Origin of the sequence: Edwardsiella ictaluri ATCC 33202, from assembly GCF_000264785.1 — a bacterium.
In the GTDB taxonomy this organism is placed as follows: Bacteria; Pseudomonadota; Gammaproteobacteria; order Enterobacterales; family Enterobacteriaceae; genus Edwardsiella; species Edwardsiella ictaluri.
Genome location: NZ_AFJI01000055.1, coordinates 1 through 18945, shown reverse-complemented (window position 1 = coordinate 18945; position 18945 = coordinate 1). Strand labels below are relative to the sequence as shown.

The window sequence follows — 18945 nt, the reverse complement described above, 5'->3', positions numbered from 1 at the left end:
TTTTTTTTGCCCGCTGTCGCGCAGGGAAAAAAACGGCCCCGCTGGGCCGCGTCGTCGCCTGCTGTGGGCGCCAGGTCACTCAGGCCTTTTCATCGTGCAGGGTCTCATCGCTACGGCAGTCGCCTTCGGCGCAGTGGCCGTAGAGATACAGGCTGTGGTTGGTCAGCTGGATGCCGTGCTTTTTCGCGATTTCGCGCTGACGCTTCTCAATGGACTCATCGCTGAATTCGATGACCTTGCCGCAGTCCAGGCAGATCAGGTGATCGTGGTGGTGCTGCTGGGTCAGCTCAAAAACCGATTTACCGCCCTCAAAGTTATGGCGGGTCACGATGCCGGCATCGTCAAACTGGTTGAGTACGCGGTATACAGTCGCCAGACCGATCTCCTCGCCCATATCGATTAGCTTCTTGTACAAGTCTTCAGCACTGACATGATGGCACGTAGGATCTTGCAGTACTTCCAGAATCTTGAGACGGGGAAGCGTGACTTTAAGGCCAGCTTTCTTTAACGCGGTGTTGTTGTCGGTCATTCGGATTCTGTCCTGTCACAGCGCCCGGCAGCGCCCAAGGGCCGTTACCGAACGGAAAATAATAGTGAGATTCATTATAAGGCCGATATCTCTAAATGGGAACCGTGGCGCGGTGTGCCCGGAACGGGGTGCCTGCGGCGCGGGCTTGATATAACCCACGAGTAATGAGGAAGATAGAAACAAATGACGCAGCGAACTGCGCATTATCGTTTTTATTGATGGTTGAAATACCTGCCGGCTATTAAACGGTGTCCCGCGCCGGCAGGCGGCAGACATTAACCCAGGATATCAGCCAGATGCATCTCTGTGCTGAGCTGCTTGACCCAGGCGTCCACGCGCTCGGTGGTCAGCTCCGGCTGACGATCCTCATCGATGGCCAGACCGACGAAGGTGTTGCTGTCGACCAGCGCCTTGGAGGCCTCAAAGTGGTATCCGGCGGTCGGCCAGTGGCCGACGATGGTCGCGCCACGCGCCTCGACCAGCTCGCGGATGGTGCCCATTGCATCGCAGAAGTACTCGGCATAGTCTTCCTGATCGCCGCAACCGAACAGGGCAACCAGTTTACCGGAGAAGTCGATCTCCTCCAGAGAGGGGAAGAAGTCATCCCAGTCGCACTGCGCTTCGCCGTAGTACCAGGTGGGGATACCCAGCAGAAGAATATCGAACGCCTCAAGGTCTTCCTTGCTGCTCTTGGCAATGTCATGAACTTCAGCAACGTCTTTACCCAGTTGCTTCTGGATCATCTTAGCAATGTTTTCCGTGTTGCCGGTGTCGCTGCCAAAGAAAATACCTACGATTGCCATATCGCGAATTTACCTTTTATCTCAGAAATTAAATCAGGCTGTGTCCCGGCCGACGGTCGGGATAGGCGCTGAGCCCAACGGGACGTGGCCATACACTCAGCCTACCTAGCAGAGGGATACTATAACATCTTTGGCGTCGCGGCTTTATCGTCATTGTGCGCAGCGCCGGGCGGGTCAGGTATCCAGCGGTAGCTGACTGAGCAGCATCTGCTCGATCAGCTCGCTGCGGCTGATGTTGCGCTCTTGAGCCAGACGGTTGAGGAGATCGACCGCCTCTTCATTCATCTTCAGCTCGACGCGGCGCAGCCCTTTAACCCGGTCGCGCCGCAGCTGGTTGCGCTTGTTAATCCGCAGCTGCTCTTCCCGGGAAAGCGGGTTGGTTTTGGGACGACCTGGACGACGTTCTTCCGCGAACAGATCGAGCGTCGTGCGGTCCGTTTGTTCTTTGGCCATATTCAGGTAGCGGTACTGCAAGGAGAAGGGAGTACGGGAACCCCGGACTCCGATTAACATATATACGGGATTTCACCCGACGGCACCGTACGGGGACGCGCCGCCCATTTTAGCACGCCATCATACCCCAGGGAGTGGATCAGCGACAATCCCTTATCGGCGTCGGTGCGCATTCCCACACCGTCGATGGCACAATCCGCTTAGCCCGGCTTTTTACGCTATGCCCCTGCGTCGGGGGGCGTATCGAGAAAGCGGCGCACCGCACGCAGGACGTTGTCTGGCTGTTCGGCGTGCAGCCAGTGGCCGCTGCCGCTTACCACGTGGGCGCGGGCGCGGGGAAACTGGCGGGCTATGGCCCCGCGATAGTCATCGAGAATATAGGGGGAGTCGGCGCCCTTGATGAACAGCGTCGCCCCCTGATGGGGGCCCTGCGGCTGCCAGCCGAGGATCTGTGGGTAATGCTGCTGCAGGGCCGCCAGATTAAAGCGCCAGCGCCCCTGGTGAAAGGATTTGAGCAGAAACTGCACCACTCCCTCCTGCGGCAGAAAGCGGCGCAGGATCTGCGCCGCCTGCGGGCGCGTCTGTGCCGCTGCCGCCGTCACTGCGTTCAGGGCGGCAAAGACGGTGTCGTGACGGCGGGTGGGGTAGGCCACCGGCGCTATATCCAGCACCACCAGGCGGCGCAGGCGCTGCGGAGCAAGCGCCGCCAGACGCATCGCCGCTTTGCCACCCATGGAGTGGCCAATAATATCCAGCGGCGCCAGGCCGTAGGCGTCGATCAGCGCGATGAGATCCCCAACGAGCAGATCATAGTTCATCTCGGGGGTATGGGGGGACTGGCCGTGGTTGCGCAAATCGACCAACAGCACGTCGCGCTGGGGGTTGAGCGAGCGGGCGAGCTGACCCAGGTTGTCCAGAGAACCGAACAGACCGTGGATCAGCAGCAGTGGCGGTTGGCTCGGCGGCTGCGGCGCCCGCAGCAGCAGGTGATTCAGCGTCAGGATCATGGCGAGATAAATTGTTCAGCTAATGTTGCGCACAGGTTACCACGACGACATTGAATTGTCCGCTGGCCGAGTGCCCGTGAGTTCGCACCGCGCTCGGCGGGGTTGACCCCAGCAGGATCACCGACTGTGCCGATTCCCGGACCGCATGATCGTCGGTACCGCTCGCACGCCGCATCGGTGGAGGCGTCAAAATGGGCGTTAATCACCCTGCCGTGGCGCTAAACGCTATCCGCTCAGGGCGTTTAACCTTATAATCCAATCTGACCACGTAGCAAAAGTACTGGATAACGATGAAAACGATTGAAGTCGATGAGGAGCTCTACCGCTATATTGCCAGCCACACCCAGCGGATTGGCGAGAGTGCTTCCGACATTCTGCGCCGGCTGCTGAAAGTCGGTATGGAGAGCAAGACGGCCGCCGTCGCTGGCGCGGCGTTGCCGACGCTGGTGACTCCCCCCGCCACGGCGGTATCCCGGCCGCAGGATCGCGTGCGCACCATGCGTGAGCTGCTGTTGTCGGATGAGTATGCTGAACAGAACAGGGCGGTCAGCCGCTTTATGCTGATCCTGACCACGCTGTACGCCATTGACGCCGATGGGTTTGCGGCGGCAACGGATGCCCTGCACGGGCGCACCCGTGTCTACTTTGCCGGCGATCGCAATACGCTGCTGCAGAGTGGCAATCACACCAAGCCCAAGCAGGTACCCGGTACCCCTTATTGGGTGATCACCAATACCAACTCAGGCCGCAAGCGCGCGATGGTCGAACACATCATGCTGGCGATGCAGTTCCCCATGGAGCTGATCGAGAAGGTTTGCGGCACCATTTGATAAATAACAAGCGTTAGGGAGAAGCGCAGATGGCAAATCACCCGCGTGCCGGGCAGCCCGCCCGACAGAGCGATTTGATCAATGTGGCTCAGCTGGCTGCACAGTATTACAGCCTGCGTCCGCAGGCGGATAATCCGTCCCACGCCGTGAAGTTCGGCACCTCAGGTCACCGCGGCAGCGCACAGCGCCAAAGCTTCAACGAGGCGCACATTCTGGCGATCGCCCAGGCGATTGCCGAGGTGCGTAAGGCCAATGGCGTCGAGGGGCCCTGCTTTGTCGGTAAAGATACCCATGCGCTCTCTGAGCCGGCCTTCATCAGCGTGCTGGAGGTGCTGAGTGCCAACGGTGTTGCGGTGGTGGTGCAGGAGAGCAATGGCTTTACCCCGACGCCGGCGGTGTCACATGCCATTCTGACCCATAACCGTCGCGGCGGCGCGCTGGCCGACGGTATTGTGATTACGCCCTCCCATAACCCGCCTGAAGATGGTGGCATCAAATACAACCCGACCAACGGCGGCCCAGCGGATACCAATCTGACCAGCGTTATCGAGCAGCGTGCCAACCAGCTGCTGGCGCAGGAGCTGGCCGGTGTGAAACGTCTGACGCTGGAGGCGGCCTGGCGCAGCGGCCATATCCATGCGCGCGACCTGGTGCAGCCCTACGTCGAGGATCTGCGCGATATCGTCGATATGCCAGCGATTCAGCGCGCCGGTCTGACGCTGGGCGTCGATCCGCTTGGCGGCTCCGGTATCGAATACTGGCAGCGCATCGGCGAGCATTACGGCCTGGATTTGACGCTGGTCAACGACCATATCGATCAGACCTTCCGCTTTATGCATCTGGACCACGACGGCGTGATCCGCATGGACTGCTCTTCAGAAAGTGCCATGGCGGGGCTGCTGGCGCTGCGCGATCGCTTCGACCTGGCCTTTGCCAATGACCCGGACTACGACCGTCACGGCATCGTAACGCCGACCGGGCTGATGAACCCGAACCACTATCTGGCCGTGGCCATTGACTACCTGTTCCGCCACCGTCCGCAGTGGGGGGCCGAGGTGGCTGTGGGTAAGACGCTGGTCTCCAGCGCGATGATCGATCGGGTGGTTAAGGCGCTGGATCGCCGTCTGGTGGAAGTGCCGGTCGGTTTCAAGTGGTTTGTCGACGGCCTGTTTGACGGCAGCCTCGGCTTTGGCGGTGAAGAGAGCGCCGGGGCATCGTTCCTACGCTTCAACGGTACGCCGTGGTCCACCGATAAGGATGGCATCATCCTGTGCCTGCTGGCGGCCGAGATCACCGCCCAGACCGGTAAGAATCCGCAGCAGCACTACGATGCGCTGGCAGCGCGCTTTGGCTCGCCGAGCTATAACCGCCTGCAGGCGCCGGCGACCCATGCCCAGAAGGCGGCGCTCTCCCGCCTCTCTCCGGAGATGGTGCAGGCAGACCGGCTGGCGGGTGATCCGATCACCGCGCGCCTGACCCGCGCCCCGGGCAATGATGCGCCGATCGGCGGGCTGAAGATCATGACCGACAACGGCTGGTTTGCCGCGCGTCCCTCCGGCACCGAGGAGGCCTACAAGATCTACTGTGAAAGCTTCTTGGGGGCGGAACATCGCCAGCGTATCGAGAAAGAGGCGGTCGATATTGTGAGCGCCGTACTGACTAACGCTTAAGCGCGTCATTATCCACCGCAACGCCGCGCACTGCGCGGCGTTTTTTGTCGATGGAAAACCCCCAGCTAGGCTGGGGGTTCCGGAAAGCTCTCAGCTTTGAGCCAGTTATTAAAACCCCTTTTGATTTGTTAAAACACCTTGCGGTCTGGCAACTGCAAACGTTCAACAAGAAATCAAAAGGGGGTCCCAATGGGGAATGAGAAGAGCTTAGCGCACACCCGATGGAACTGTAAATATCACATAGTCTTTGCGCCAAAATACCGAAGGCAGGCGTTCTACGGAGAGAAACGCAGGGCAATAGGCAGCATCTTAAGAAAACTGTGTGAGTGGAAAAACGTATGAACCCTGGAAGCGGAATGTTGCGCAGATCATATCCATATGCTCGTGGAAATTCCGCCCAAAATGAGTGTGTCCGGCTTTATGGGGTATCTGAAAGGGAAAAGCAGTCTGATGTTGTCTGAGCAGTTTGGGGATATGAAGTTTAGATACAGGAGCAGGGAGTTCTGGTGTCGAGGATACACCGTAGATACGGTGGGTAAGAACAGGGCGAAGATACAGGAATACATAAAACACCAGATTGCAGAGGATAAAATGGGTGAGCAGTTATCGCTCCCTTATCCGGGTAGCCCGTTTACGGGCCGTAAGTAACGAAGTCTGATGCAAATGTGCCTGTTAGGGCGCGGCTGGTAACAGAGCCTTATAGGCGCATCCGAAAAACCTCCGGCTATGCCGGAGGATATTTATTACGGGTGTACGCCAGGGAGATGTGAGCTAGGGCATAAAGCGGTAGCCAACGCCGGTTTCGGTCAGCAGGTGGCGTGGACGGGCCGGTTCCGCCTCCAGCTTTTGGCGCAGGTGTCCCATATAGATGCGCAGGTAGTGGCTGTGCTCGACGTAGTTTGGCCCCCCAGACGCTGCTGAGCAGCTGGCGTTGTGTCAGCACCTTACCGCTGTTGGCGATGAGCTCGGCCAGCAGGCGAAACTCGATCGGCGTGAGGTGCAGCAGCTCACCGTGCCGGGTAACGTTGCGTGCCAGCAGATCCACCTGTACGTCTGCGAAGCAGATCTGCGGGATCTCCTGCTGCTGGCGGGTATGACGCCGCAGCGCCACCCGCACCCGCGCCAGTAGCTCCGCGACGCCGAAGGGCTTGCTCAGGAAATCCTCGGCGCCGGTGTCGAGAGTCTCAACCTTGTCGGCCTCATCGCAGCGCGCTGAAAGTACGATCACCGGAATGGCGCTCCAGCGGCGCAGATCGCGGATGAACTCCATACCGTCGCCGTCCGGTAGCCCCAGATCGAGAATGATCAGATCCGGCTGGCGGGTTGCGGCTTCGATCAGCCCTCGCTGCAGACCATCGGCGTCCGTGACGCGCCAACCTTCGTTTTCCAGGGCGGCACGCACAAAGCGGCGGATGGCCTGTTCGTCTTCGACGATCAGAATAGTGATGGGGACGGCTGTCACGGGTTGTCTGTCATCTCCTTATCGGTTTCCGGGTCGATCTCCGGCACGGTTTCCAGCGGTAGGGTAAAGTGAAAATGGGCGCCGCCCTGCGGCGGGCTTTCGACCCAGATTCTACCACCATGTATATCAATAATGGCACGGCAAATCGCTAACCCCAAACCGACGCCGGGAATGGCGGACTCTTTATCGCCGCGGGTAAACTTATTGAAGATATGTGGCCGTTGCTCGGCGGCGATCCCTGGTCCACTGTCGCTGACCTCTACTTCGAGCCCATCGGCGCCGACCCGTGCGAGGATGGCAATGCTGGCCGTGTTGCCGGCGTATTTCCCCGCGTTCTCCAGCAGGTTTTGCAGGACGCGCTCAATGAGCGCCCCATCGCAGTTCACCAGCGGCAAATCTGCCGGCAGACTGAGGGCGAGGGGATGGCCTACCAGCATCGGCTCCAGCGTATGGATGGCGCTGCCGACGATCTCCTCCAGCGACTGCCACGCCTTGCGCAGACGAAAGCCGCCGGACTGAATGCGGGCCATGTCCAGTAGGTTATTGACCAGACGCGAGGTGTTGAGGATCTGCTGACGGATCTCCTCCGCCTGTGGGGCATGGACCGAGCGCTCGCTGGCCAGATCCAGCGTCAGTATCTCCGCCTGCCCGAACAGTACCGTCAGCGGGGTGCGCAGATCGTGGGAGAGTGCGGCCAGCAGCGAGTTGCGCAGCTGCTCGCGCTCGGCCTCCAGGCGGGCGGCGGCCGCGCTGTGGGCCAGGTGCAGGCGCTCCAGCGCATTGGCGATCATGACGGTATAGGTTTGCAGCAGACGCTGCTGCTCCGGTACCATCAGCTGGCGCAGGTTGGCCGGTTCAATGGCCAGTACGCCAAAGGTGTTCTGGGCGCTGGAGAGGGGCAGCAACTGATAGGGAACGCCGGGCAGGGTATCGGTTCCGGCGCCGGCGGGCTGGCGGCGATCCAGACACCACTGGGCAATGGCCAGATCGACGTTGGTTACCCCGGCCTCATCGCCGTGACGGGGCCGTAGCAGGCCATCGCCGTCCGGCAGCAGCAGCGTGGTGCGGGCGCCAAAGCTGTGATTGAGGGAGGCGCAGGCACTGCGTACCACTGCGTCGTGATTTAACGCGTTGCCCAGCGCCTTGGACATTTCATACATGTGGCGGGCGCGCTGCTCGCGGTAGCGCGCTACCCGTGCCTGATAGCGCATGCCGGCGGTGAGGTTCCCGATCAGAATACCGACGATCAGCATCACGCCAAAGGTGACCAGATACTGGACGTCGCTGACGGCAAAGGACCACTGTGGCTGCACGAAGAACAGATCGAAGCTGGCGACGCTGATGCAGGCGGCGAACACCGACGGCCAGCGGCCAAAGAATAGCGCCACCACCACCACGCCGAGCAGGTAGACCATCACCAGGTTGACCTGATCGAAGGTGGGCTGTATCAGCTTACCGCACAGCGAAATCACCGCGCACAGCGCCGCGGCCACCAGGAACCCCTGGATCTGCACCCGCCACTTTTCGCCGAACGGGCGCGGATCGTTTTCCCGCGGGCCGCTGGGCCGATCCTCGACGGCGACGATCAACAGGTCGAGGTCAGGGCCCAGGCGGGCCAGTCGGTCGACAAAGCTGGCGCCGGGCCAGCGCAGCCGCCGGGCCTCGCGCTGGCGGCGACCCAATAAAATTTTGCCCAGATTATGTTCGCGGGCGTAGCGTAGAATAGCGTGCTCCGGGGCAGTGTCGGAGAGGGTGGCCGTTTCCGCCCCCAGCTCCTGCGCCAGGCGCATACTGCGCAGGATGGCACGCCGCTCGTTTTCCGGCAGGCGGTGCAGATGTGGCGTCTCCACGTAGACGGCGTGCCAGACGCAGCCCAGTCGCCCGGCCAGACGGGCGGCGGTGCGTACCAGCTTATCATTGTCGGCGTACTGGCCGATGCACAGCAGCAGGGCATCGCGGGTGTGCCAGACCCGGCTGCCGCCGGGGCCACTGCGGAAGGCGCGCATCTGATCATCGACCCGATCGGCGGTGCGGCGCAGGGCCAGCTCCCGCAGGGCGATCAGGTTTCCCTTACGGAAAAAGTGCTCGATGGCGCGCTCGGCCTGACCCGGAATATAGACCTTGCCCTCCTTGAGACGCTGACGCAGGTCATCCGGCGGCAGATCGACCAGTACCACTTCACTGGCGGCGTCAAACAGCCGGTCGGGCAGCGTTTCCCGAACCTGGACGCCGGTAACGCTACCGACCACGTCGTTCAGGCTCTCCAGATGCTGTACGTTGACGGTGGTCAGGACGTCGATACCGGCCGCCAGCAGCTCCTCAACGTCCTGCCAGCGCTTGGGGTGGCGAGAGCCGGGGGCATTGGTGTGCGCCAGCTCATCCATCAGGATCAGCGCCGGGGCGCGCGCCAGCGCCCGGTCGAGGTCGAATTCGCGGATCTGGCGTCCCCGGTGTTGGATCCGCTTTTGCGCCAGCAGCTCCAGACCGTCGAGCAGGGCGGCGGTTTCGCTGCGGCCATGGGTTTCCACGACCCCGATCGCCACGTCCAGCCCCTGGGCACGCAGGCGCTGCGCCTCCTGCAGCATGGCATAGGTTTTCCCGACGCCTGCGCAGGCACCGAAGAAGACCTTGAGCCTGCCGCGCGCCGGTTCACCGACCTGTGCCAGCAGGGTGTCCGGATCCGGGCGTTGTTCGTCGTCGACCATAGCGTATCCTTATTCAGAGGACGATGAGGAGTGGCGTAGTGCCGGATCCGATGATAGCTGATCCAATGCCAGATTCAGACTCAATACGTTTACTGTCGGCTGCCCGATAAAGGCCGGCCAGCTGTCGCGCTGGAGTCTGGTAATCAGAGCCTCGACGCTGTCCAGCGGTAGGCCTCGTGCCGCGGCGACACGCGCCGCCTGATAGTGGGCGGCCGGCGGCGAGATATCGGGGTCGAGGCCGCTGGCGGAGCCGGTGAGCAGATCGACCGGTATCGGCTCGCCGACGGGCTCTTGCGCATCGTGCAGGCGCAGGCGTTCGGCGCGCACGGCCAGGGTCTGAGTCAGCAGCGGGTTGCTGACCGCCAGATTGCTGCCGCCGGAGGACTGGGCATTATAGGGATGGTCGGCGGTGGCGGATGGGCGCGACCAAAAGTAGTCGTCACGCAGGAACGACTGACCGATCAGCGCTGAGCCGACTGTATGCCCGCCGCGCTCCAGCAGGGATCCGTTGGCCTGCTGGGGGAACATCAGCTGTGCCAGTGCGGTACTCAGCAGCGGGTAGACGACGCCGGTGATCAGGGTGAGGATCAACATCATCATCAGTGTGGGGCGTAACAGCGGTAGCGCCATCATCTTCTCCTTGGGGCGGCATTTAGACCAGGCCGCACAGCGTTAAAAACAGGTCGATAATCTTGATGCCGGCAAAGGGCACCAATAGCCCGCCAACACCGTAAAACCACAGGTTGCGCCGCAGCAGCGCCCCGGCGCTTAGCGGGCGGTAGCTTACGCCGCGCAGAGCCAGCGGAATCAGTAAGACGATGATCAGCGCGTTGAAGATCACCGCCGACATGATGGCTGACGTCGGTGAGCTCAGGTGCATCACGTTGAGCCGGTTTAGCTGTGGGTAGGTGGCGGCAAAGGCGGCCGGGATGATGGCGAAGTACTTGGCCACATCGTTGGCGATGCTGAAGGTGGTCAGCGAGCCACGGGTCATCAGCATCTGCTTGCCGATGTGTACCACCTCGATCAGCTTGGTCGGGTTGGAGTCCAGGTCGACCATGTTGCCGGCCTCTTTGGCCGCCTGGGTGCCGGAGTTCATCGCCACCGCTACGTCGGCCTGGGCCAGCGCCGGGGCGTCGTTGGTGCCGTCTCCGGTCATGGCGACCAGACGTCCTTCAGCCTGATACTGGCGGATCAGCGCCAGTTTGGCCTCCGGCGTCGCCTCGGCCAGGAAGTCATCTACCCCTGCCTCGGCGGCGATAGCGGCGGCGGTCAGGCGGTTATCGCCGGTGATCATCACCGTTTTGATCCCCATGCGCCGCAGCTCGGCGAAGCGCTCTTTGATCCCCCCCTTGACGATATCCTTCAGCGCGACGACGCCGAGGATGCGGGCATCCTCCGCCACTACCAGCGGGGTGGCGCCGCTGCGCGCTACGCGCTCGACGGCCTCCTCCACCGAGCGGGGAAAGTGGCCACTGGCGGACTCGACGTAGCGGCGGATCGCATCGACGGAGCCTTTGCGGATCATGCGGCTCTGGATGTTGACTCCGCTCATGCGGGTCTGGGCGGAGAAGGGGACAAAGGTGGCGTTCAGGCTGCTCAGGTCGCGTTCGCGCAGGTTAAAACGCTGTTTGGCCAGCACCACGATGCTGCGTCCCTCCGGGGTTTCGTCCGCCAGGGAGGCCAGCTGCGCGGCGCTGGCCAGCACCTGCTCGCTGACGCCACTGACCGGCAGAAACTCGGAGGCCTGGCGGTTGCCCAGGGTGATGGTACCGGTCTTATCCAGCAGCAGGACGTCGACATCCCCGGCAGCCTCGACTGCCCGGCCGCTGGTAGCGATCACGTTGGCGCCCAACATCCGGCTCATTCCGGCGACGCCGATGGCGGACAACAGGCCGCCGATGGTGGTGGGGATCAGGCAGACCAGCAACGCCACCAGCACGGTTACGGTTACCGGGCTGCCCATTTGGCTGGCCTGTGCGCTGAACAGCGAGAAGGGGTACAGGGTAGCGCAGGCCAGCAAAAAGATTATCGTCAGAGCGATCAACAGGATGGTCAGGGCGATCTCGTTGGGCGTCTTGCGACGCTTGGCACCTTCCACCATCGCGATCATGCGATCGAGGAAGGTTTCGCCGGGGTTGACGCTGCACTGCACCACCAGCCAGTCGGAGAGCACGCGGGTGCCGCCGGTAACCGAGGAGAAGTCGCCGCCGGACTCGCGGATTACCGGCGCCGACTCCCCGGTGATGGCGCTTTCATCCACCGATGCGCCGCCCTCTAGCACCTCGCCGTCGCAGGGCAGGGTATCGCCCGCCTCGACCAGAACCAGGTCGCCTTTGCGCAGGCTTTCGGCGGCTACCTTCTGCCACGGGGTGCCGTACTGCGCCTGTTGCAGTTTTTTGGCCCAGCCGCTCTTCTTCACTCCTTTCAAACTCTCAGCCTGTGCCTTGCTGCGCCCTTCAGCCAGCGCCTCGGCCAGGTTGGCAAACAGTACGGTAAACCATAACCACAGTGTCAGGCTGCCGGTGAAGGCGGCATTGCCGCCGGTATGACCGCTTAGGATCATCAGCCAGATAAAGCTGGTCAGCAGGCTGCCCAGATAGACCACAAACATCACCGGGTTGCGCCATTGGACACGTGGATCCAATTTGCGCAGGGCATCCCGTAGCGCGGTCTTGAGCAGAGCAGGTTCGAACAGGGCTCGCTGTTGGTGACTCATGATGATTCTCTCTATTGCCTTGCGCTTACGGCTGGATATGTGCCCGCGTGTTTTGTAGCTGTTCAGCTACTGGCCCGAGAGCCAGTGCCGGAATGAAGGTTAAGGCTCCGACCAGCAGGATGGTGCCGATCAGCAGGCTGACAAACAGCGCACCATGGCTAGCCAGGGTGCCGTTACCGGCCGGTTGGCGTTTTTTCAGCGCCAGGGCGCCAGCGATCGCCATTACTGGGATGATCACTCCGAAGCGGCCGATCAGCATGACGAGCGCCAGCAGCAGGTTGTAAAACGGTGTATTGACGCTCAGGCCGCCGAAGGCGCTGCCGTTGTTGTTGGCGGCGGAGGAGAAGGCGTACAGCACCTCGCTGAATCCATGGGCGCCCGGATTGTGGATCGCGCTGCGTCCGGCGTCACACAGCAGGGCAATGGCGCTGCCGGTGAGCACCAGGGCCGGTGGGATCAGAATGGCCAGCGCGGTCATCTTCACCTCGAAGACAGTGATCTTTTTCCCCAGGTATTCGGGGGTGCGGCCGATCATCAACCCGGCGATGAAGACGGTGAGCAGGACGAACAGTAACATGCCATAGAGCCCGCTGCCCGCGCCGCCGAAGACCACCTCGCCTATCTGCATCAGCCACATTGGCACCATGCCGCCCAGGGCGGTGAAGGAGTCGTGCATGGCGTTGACCGCGCCGCAGGAGGCGGCGGTAGTCACAACGGCATACAGAGCGGATGCGAGGATACCGAAGCGGTTCTCCTTACCCTCCATATTGCCGTTGCTGTCGGTGCCCAGCGCCATTAGATGCGGGTTACCCTGCAGCTCGGCGTACATCACACAGCCCGCGGCAACGATAAAGATCAGCGACATGGTCCACAGCAGTGCGTGACCCTGACGGCTGTCACCGACGCTGCGGCCGAAGGCGAAGCACAGGGCGGTCGGCAGTAGAAAGATCGCCACCATCTGCAGTAGGTTGCTCAGCGCGGTCGGGTTTTCAAATGGGTGAGCGGAGTTGGCGCCAAAAAAGCCGCCGCCGTTGGTGCCGAGCAGCTTGATGGCCTCCTGGGAGGCGACCGGCCCCATCGGCAGCAGCTGGGAGCCCCCCTCCAGCGATGTCACGCTGACATAGCCGCTAACATTCTGGATCACCCCCTGACTGACAAAGAGCAGGCTCAGCAGCAGCGACAGCGGTAGCAGGACATACAGGGTGATGCGCCACAGATCGACCCAAGCGTTGCCCAGAGATGGATCGGCGTGGCGGGCGAAAGCACGGATCAGGGCAAACAACACGGCGATGCCGCTGGCTGCCGACAGAAAGTTTTGTACGCCAAGTCCGGCCATCTGGCTGAGGTAGCTCAGGCTGCTTTCGCCGCTATAGGCCTGCCAGTTGGTATTGGTGACAAAGCTGACGGCGGTATTGAGAGCCAAATCCCAACGCAGGCCGGGAAAGCCCTGGGGGTTGAGTGGCAGTAGACCCTGCGCCATCAGCAGTGCGAACAGCAGCACAATGCCCAACAGGTTAAAGGCGAGGATGGCCAGCAGATAGTGACGCCAGTCCATCTCGTGAGGCGTCACGCCGCACAGGCGCCACAGGGTATTTTCCGTGCGCGCCATGGCGCGGTACGGTTCGCCGTCGATCAGACGGCTCAGCAGGCTGCCCAGCAGCGGAGCCAGGATCAGCAACAGCAGTATCAGCAGACCGAGGAGCATCAGTGCATTGGCAAACATCAGAAGTCCTCCGCATGCCACAGTGCGTACACCAGATAAACCAACAGGAGCAGCACCAGTACGGCACAGGCGATCAGTCCCAGTGTCATTCTTTATCTCCTTAAGCGCGATAACAGTATCAGGATAGGAGCTTTCGGGTATAAATGAGGCAAAAAGCGGCGCGGCTGCCGTAAAAAAAGTATAAAAATGGCGGGCTTGTGCGGGGAGGCGCGACGGTGACCAGAGGGCGCCTGGCTTTAGGCCCGCGGCGATAAAGGGGATTGCGTGGATCCCCTGTGCAGGTCATGGGTATGCGCCACGCCTGGCGATGCGCCAGACCGGTCGGCATTATCGTTTGTCTCCTTTGATGGCGTAGCGGTGTACGCGGGCGCGACAAGTGGTCGGAGGTGTGCTTGATCTTTGTGCTCCCAAGGGCTATGTTGGTGCCGTTTTGGCCACCGTCTCTGGCCGCTTTTTGACGCTCCCGGCGCCGTTGCCCGCGGGCGTATTTACAAGGAAGTCACGATGTATCAGCGCTATTCCTGGCCGCGTATCTGGCTGCGCCGCTGCGGCGTTATTCTGGTGGGTACCCTGGCGTTTCCCGTGATGCTGCTGCGTCACGATCGGGCTCGCTTCTATAGCTATCTGCACCGGGTCTGGTCGAAAACCAGCGATAAGCCGGTGTGGCTGGCTGAATCGGAGAAGGTCCGCCCCGACTTTTTCTGAGCCCGCGCGCGTCCCGCTGCCTGGCAAACCCCGTCCGGCAATCTACACTTGGCGTACCGACTCCTCGTGGTCACAGGGATAGAACAAAGGAGGGTACGCCATGTCTTCTGCCATTCCCGTCGGGATCAGCGCCTGCCTGCTCGGTCAGGCGGTGCGCTTTGACGGCGGTCACCGGCGCTTCGCCTTCGCTGCCGATACCCTGGCGCCATTTTTTCATTTTCTGCCGCTGTGTCCTGAGATGGGGATCGGGTTACCGTCGCCGCGCCCTGCGCTGCGCCTGATTCGCCGCGAGGCGTCGTCGCCGGTGGCGCTGGTCAACAGCCGGGATCCGGCGCTGGACTATACGGTGGCGATGGCGGATTTCGCCGCGCATCAGCTGCCGCAGCTGCAGTCGTTGTGCGGTTTTATCCTCTGCGCCCGTTCGCCCAGCTGCGGCATGGAGCGGGTGAAGGTGTATACGCCGTACGAGTCGCGTAAAAGCGGGGTGGGGCTGTTCGCCGCCGCCCTGATGGCGGCGATGCCCTGGCTGCCGGTCGAGGAGGATGGGCGCCTGAGTGACGGCGCGCTGCGGGAGAACTTTATTGCCCGGGTATACGCGTTGCACGAGTTTAACCAGCTGTGGCAGTCGGGACTGAGCCGCGGGGCGCTGGTGGCGTTCCACAGCCGCTATAAGCTGCTGTTGCTGGCCCACTCTCAGCCAGCCTACCGTGCGCTGGGGCGGATGGTGGCGGAGATGGGCCAGTGGCCTTCGACGGCGGCGTTTGCTGCAGAATACCGTCACCGGCTGATGGCGCTGATGCGACAGCCCGCCTCACGCCGTAACCATACCAATGTGCTGCAGCACGTACAGGGCTATTTCAGCCCACGCCTCAATCCTGCCCAGCGTGCTGAGCTGAGCCAGCTGATCCTACAGTATCGTCAGGGGATACAGCCCCTGCTGGCGCCGCTGACGCTGATCAACCATTACCTGCGGGAATACCCGGACGACTATCTGGCATCGCAGCGCTATTTCTCCCCCTATCCGGACGCCCTGCGTCTGCGCTACGGTCATTAGGCGGCGCGATGAGGACGCACCTGGTGTGGCTGCGCAGCGATCTGCGCATGACGGATAACCGGGCGCTGCACGCGGCCTGCGCCGATGTCCGGGCCCGGGTGGTGGCGCTGTATGTGGCGACACCGCGCCAGTGGCTGGCGCAGGAGATGGCGCCGCGTCAGGCGCAGTTTATCTGGCAGAATCTGTTGGCGCTGCAGGTGACGCTGGGGCAGCGCCAGATCCCGCTGTATTGTCTGAGCGTGGACGACTATGCGGCCCAGGCGCGGGCGGTGCGCGAGGTGTGCCTGCGTGAGCGTGCCGATGCGCTGTTTGTCAACCGGCAGTATGAGCTGAATGAGCGGCGCCGCGACGATGCGCTGGCCGCCGCGCTGACCATCCCGTGCCATTTCTTTGACGACGCGCTGTTGCTGGCGCCGGGGACGGTGCTGACCGGCGCGGGACAGATGTTTAAGGTCTTTACGCCGTTTAAACGCGCCTTTCTGCGCGGTCTGATGTCAGCCGATCTGCGCGTGCTACCCGCGCCGTCGCCGCGCCAGCCAGGCTCTGCGCCACCGGTGCAGGCCGAGCGCTTCAATTACCCGGATGCTGAGGTGGATAGCGCGCTGTTTCCAGCCGGTGAGGCGGCAGCCCAGACGCGTCTGGTGCAGTTTTGTCACGGAGCGCTGGCGGCGTATGCGGCACGGCGCGATTTTCCTGCACAGGCGGGAACCAGCCAGCTCTCCCCTTACCTGACGTTGGGAGTGTTATCGCCACGCCAGTGCCTGGCAGCGCTGCAGCCGCAGGCACTGGTGTCGCCGGGCCTGTCGAGCGGCGCTGAGGCCTGGTTAAATGAGCTGATTTGGCGTGAGTTTTACCGCCACCTGCTGGTGGCCTGGCCGGATCTCTGTCGCCATCGTCCCTTTATTCCCTGGACGGCTCGGATCCGCTGGCGGGACGATCCGGCGGGACTGCTGCGCTGGCAGCAGGGGATGACAGGCTTTCCGCTGGTGGATGCCGCCATGCGTCAGCTGAACCGCTGCGGCTGGATGCATAACCGGCTGCGCATGCTGACGGCCAGCTTTCTGGTCAAAGATCTGCTTATCGACTGGCGCCTTGGCGAGCGTTATTTTCTGCGTCAGCTGCTCGACGGCGATCTGGCCGCGAACAACGGCGGCTGGCAGTGGGCCGCTTCAACGGGCAGCGATGCTGCGCCCTATTTCCGCATCTTTAATCCGCGTGTACAGGGGCAGCGCTATGATCCGCAGGGGCAGTTTATCCGCCGGTGGCTCCCTGAACTGCGCGATGTCCCGGACAGTGACATTCATCACCCTCAGCGCTGGGCGCTGCGGCGGCAGCGCGTGCTAGACTATCCCGATCCGCAGGTCGATCACGCCCGCGCGCGGCAGGACACGCTGTTGGCCTTTGCCCGCGCCCGCGCCGGGGACGACGGCGCGGCATGAGGCGCAGGCGCCGCAGCGTGGCAGAGACAGGGAGAGTGGCAGATGATGCAGAGGATGTGGCGCAGATGGGTGGCCGGCGGCGCGCTGCTGTGCGGCCTGACAATGTGCCCCGCGCAGGCCGCGTTTGAGCTGGTGGCGTTGGGCAGCGGCGGCGGACTGAGCGGTGATAACCTGAACGCCTATCTTATCCGCCATGAGCGCGATGAGCGCTATGTTGCGCTGGACGCGGGTAGCACTCTGCCGGGGATCGCCCGGGCGCTGGCGCTGGGGGCGTTTCCCTCAGTAAACTCAGAGCGTGCTGCGCCCTGGACGCCGCAGGGCTACGTGCTGAGAGAGCTCATCGCCGCCTACTTCATCAGCCATCCCCATTTGGATCACGTCGCTGGCCTGCTACTGGCGGCGCCGGAGGATAGCCATAAACCGATTTACACTCTGGCGGACAGCGCCGATACCCTGCGCAATCACTATTTTAACTGGAAGAGCTGGCCGAACTTCAGCGATGCCGGGCAAGGGCAGCGGCTGGGCACCTACCGGATCTACAGCGTTCGCCCGGAGCAGCGCTTTACGCTGGGCGTCAGCGGTCTGCGCGGGGTGGTCTACCCCCTCAGCCACGGCGGAGAGACGTCGTCGATGATCCTGCTGGAGCGGGAGGGGGAGTTCGTTGCGTACTTTGGCGACACCGGTGCCGATCGGGTCGAGAACAGCCAGCGCTTGGACCACATCTGGCGCCGACTGGGGCCGCTGGTGGTCAGTAAGGCGCTAAAGGGGATCATCATAGAGACCTCCTTCAGCGACGAGACGCCCGAGACGCAGCTGTTTGGGCACCTGACCCCGGCGCTGCTGAATCAGGAGATGATCAATCTGTCCCGCTACAGCGGTGGTGAAGCGGCGCTGGCGGGGCTGCCGGTGGTGATATCGCATATCAAGCCATCGCTGCGGGCCGGTGTCGCGGCGGAGCAGCAGATCATGGCACAGCTGGTGGCCGGGAATCGCAGCGGCGTGGCGTTTCGCTATTTGCGCCAGGGGGAGCGGGCGCGGTTTGCCGGAGGGGAGGAGTAGCGTATTATCCGCAAAACGATCGATGATGGCGGCAGGCGCCTGCCCGGGAGAACTCATGGATAATTTGGTTTTGGAGCAGCGGATTAACCGGTTGCTTGACGTGGACAGTATGCAGGATTACGCCCCCAATGGCCTGCAGGTGGAGGGGCGCCGCGAGGTGCAGCGCATCGTTACCGGTGTGACCGCCTGTCAGGCGCTGCTGGATGCCGCCGCGGCGGCCGGGGCCGATGCGGTGCTGGTTCACCATGGATACTTTTGGAAGAGTGAGTCGCCGACGGTGCGCGGGATGCGGCGTCAGCGCCTGAAAACGCTGCTGGCTAACGACATCAACCTGTATGCCTACCATCTACCGTTGGATGCCCACCCCGAGCTGGGCAATAACGCCCAGCTGGCGCAGAGGCTAAGGATCGATCCGCGTGGGTTGATTGCACCGCTGTTGCCCTATGGCGAGCTGGAGAGTCCCTGCAGCGCCGGAGAGCTGACGGAGCGTCTGGAGCGTAAGCTGCACCACGGCGTTCTACACTGCGGCGATAGTGGACCCACACTGATCCGGCGCGTGGCATGGTGCAGCGGCGGCGGACAGGGATTTATTGAGCAGGCAGCTACCTTTGGCGTCGACGCATTTATCAGCGGAGAGGTGTCAGAGCAGACGATCCACGTTGCCCGCGAAATGGGTATTCACTTCTTTGCCGCCGGCCATCACGCCACCGAGCGCGGTGGCGTGATGGCGCTGGGGGAGTGGCTGGCCAGAGAGTATGATCTGGACGTTACCTTTATCGATATCGCC

16 protein-coding genes and 2 pseudogenes are annotated in these 18945 nt (G+C 62.3%); 8 read left to right on the top strand and 10 right to left on the bottom strand.

The annotated features are described in order from the left end of the window. Positions 1-79: 79 nt before the first annotated feature. The 4 genes from fur to EIEH_RS08020 form a co-directional block, all read right to left on the bottom strand. Positions 80-529, bottom strand: a complete 450-nt coding sequence (gene fur, locus EIEH_RS08035) for a ferric iron uptake transcriptional regulator (protein ID WP_015872155.1) — start codon at positions 527-529, stop codon at positions 80-82. Between the two features lie 275 nt (positions 530-804). Then, positions 805-1332, bottom strand: a complete 528-nt coding sequence (fldA, locus tag EIEH_RS08030; protein ID WP_015872154.1) for a flavodoxin FldA — start codon at positions 1330-1332, stop codon at positions 805-807. 174 nt (positions 1333-1506) lie between these two features. Further along, positions 1507-1785: a LexA regulated protein gene (ybfE, locus tag EIEH_RS08025; protein WP_015462092.1), complete on the bottom strand. Its 279-nt coding sequence runs from the start codon at positions 1783-1785 to the stop codon at positions 1507-1509. A 218-nt stretch (positions 1786-2003) separates the two neighbouring features. Beyond that, the gene (locus EIEH_RS08020) at positions 2004-2792 is read right to left on the bottom strand and encodes an alpha/beta fold hydrolase (RefSeq protein WP_015872152.1); all 789 of its coding nucleotides are present in this window, start codon (positions 2790-2792) and stop codon (positions 2004-2006) included. A 290-nt stretch (positions 2793-3082) separates the two neighbouring features. On the opposite strand from EIEH_RS08020, the gene seqA reads away from it, so the two are divergent. From seqA to tnpA, 3 genes and pseudogenes are all read left to right on the top strand, one after another. Continuing rightward, on the top strand, positions 3083-3622 hold the full coding sequence (seqA, locus tag EIEH_RS08015; RefSeq protein ID WP_015872151.1) for a replication initiation negative regulator SeqA: 540 nt from the start codon (positions 3083-3085) through the stop codon (positions 3620-3622). A 29-nt stretch (positions 3623-3651) separates the two neighbouring features. Continuing rightward, complete coding sequence (gene pgm / locus EIEH_RS08010; RefSeq protein ID WP_015872150.1) at positions 3652-5292, top strand: phosphoglucomutase (alpha-D-glucose-1,6-bisphosphate-dependent); 1641 nt, start codon at positions 3652-3654, stop codon at positions 5290-5292. Positions 5293-5481: 189 nt separating this feature from the next. Then, a pseudogene (tnpA, locus tag EIEH_RS08005) lies at positions 5482-5940 on the top strand (IS200/IS605 family transposase). Positions 5941-6063: 123 nt separating this feature from the next. Here the strand turns inward: tnpA and kdpE are convergent. From kdpE to EIEH_RS07975, 6 genes and pseudogenes are all read right to left on the bottom strand, one after another. Beyond that, positions 6064-6754: pseudogene (gene kdpE / locus EIEH_RS08000) on the bottom strand (two-component system response regulator KdpE). Beyond that, on the bottom strand, positions 6751-9459 hold the full coding sequence (gene kdpD / locus EIEH_RS07995) for a two-component system sensor histidine kinase KdpD (protein ID WP_015872148.1): 2709 nt from the start codon (positions 9457-9459) through the stop codon (positions 6751-6753). The pseudogene kdpE and the gene kdpD overlap by 4 nt, the downstream one beginning before the upstream one ends. A 9-nt stretch (positions 9460-9468) precedes the next feature. Next, positions 9469-10089, bottom strand: coding sequence for a potassium-transporting ATPase subunit KdpC (kdpC, locus tag EIEH_RS07990; protein ID WP_015872147.1), 621 nt, complete (start codon positions 10087-10089; stop codon positions 9469-9471). Between the two features lie 22 nt (positions 10090-10111). Beyond that, positions 10112-12178: a potassium-transporting ATPase subunit KdpB gene (kdpB, locus tag EIEH_RS07985; RefSeq protein WP_015872146.1), complete on the bottom strand. Its 2067-nt coding sequence runs from the start codon at positions 12176-12178 to the stop codon at positions 10112-10114. A gap of 25 nt (positions 12179-12203) precedes the next feature. Beyond that, positions 12204-13901: a potassium-transporting ATPase subunit KdpA gene (gene kdpA / locus EIEH_RS07980; RefSeq protein ID WP_015872145.1), complete on the bottom strand. Its 1698-nt coding sequence runs from the start codon at positions 13899-13901 to the stop codon at positions 12204-12206. Then, complete coding sequence (locus EIEH_RS07975) at positions 13901-13990, bottom strand: ATPase (RefSeq protein ID WP_034164201.1); 90 nt, start codon at positions 13988-13990, stop codon at positions 13901-13903. Before EIEH_RS07975 ends, kdpA begins: the two co-directional genes overlap by 1 nt. 415 nt (positions 13991-14405) lie before the next feature. Here EIEH_RS07975 and EIEH_RS07970 point away from each other — a divergent pair, with 415 nt between their 5' ends. The 5 genes from EIEH_RS07970 to EIEH_RS07950 form a co-directional block, all read left to right on the top strand. Next, a complete protein-coding gene (locus tag EIEH_RS07970) occupies positions 14406-14606 on the top strand; it encodes a YbfA family protein (protein ID WP_015872144.1) in 201 nt (66 codons plus the stop codon). Positions 14607-14706: 100 nt separating this feature from the next. Beyond that, a complete protein-coding gene (locus tag EIEH_RS07965; protein ID WP_015872143.1) occupies positions 14707-15660 on the top strand; it encodes a YbgA family protein in 954 nt (317 codons plus the stop codon). A gap of 8 nt (positions 15661-15668) precedes the next feature. Then, positions 15669-17099 carry a deoxyribodipyrimidine photo-lyase gene (gene phrB, locus EIEH_RS07960; RefSeq protein WP_015872142.1) on the top strand — a complete coding sequence of 477 codons (1431 nt, stop codon included), beginning with the start codon at positions 15669-15671 and terminating at the stop codon, positions 17097-17099. Between the two features lie 54 nt (positions 17100-17153). Beyond that, entirely contained in the window at positions 17154-18158 is a 1005-nt protein-coding gene (locus EIEH_RS07955; RefSeq protein WP_172468368.1) for an MBL fold metallo-hydrolase, read from the top strand. 55 nt (positions 18159-18213) lie between these two features. Beyond that, a partial coding sequence (locus tag EIEH_RS07950; RefSeq protein WP_035609204.1) for a type 2 GTP cyclohydrolase I occupies positions 18214-18945 on the top strand: 732 nt, incomplete at its 3' end.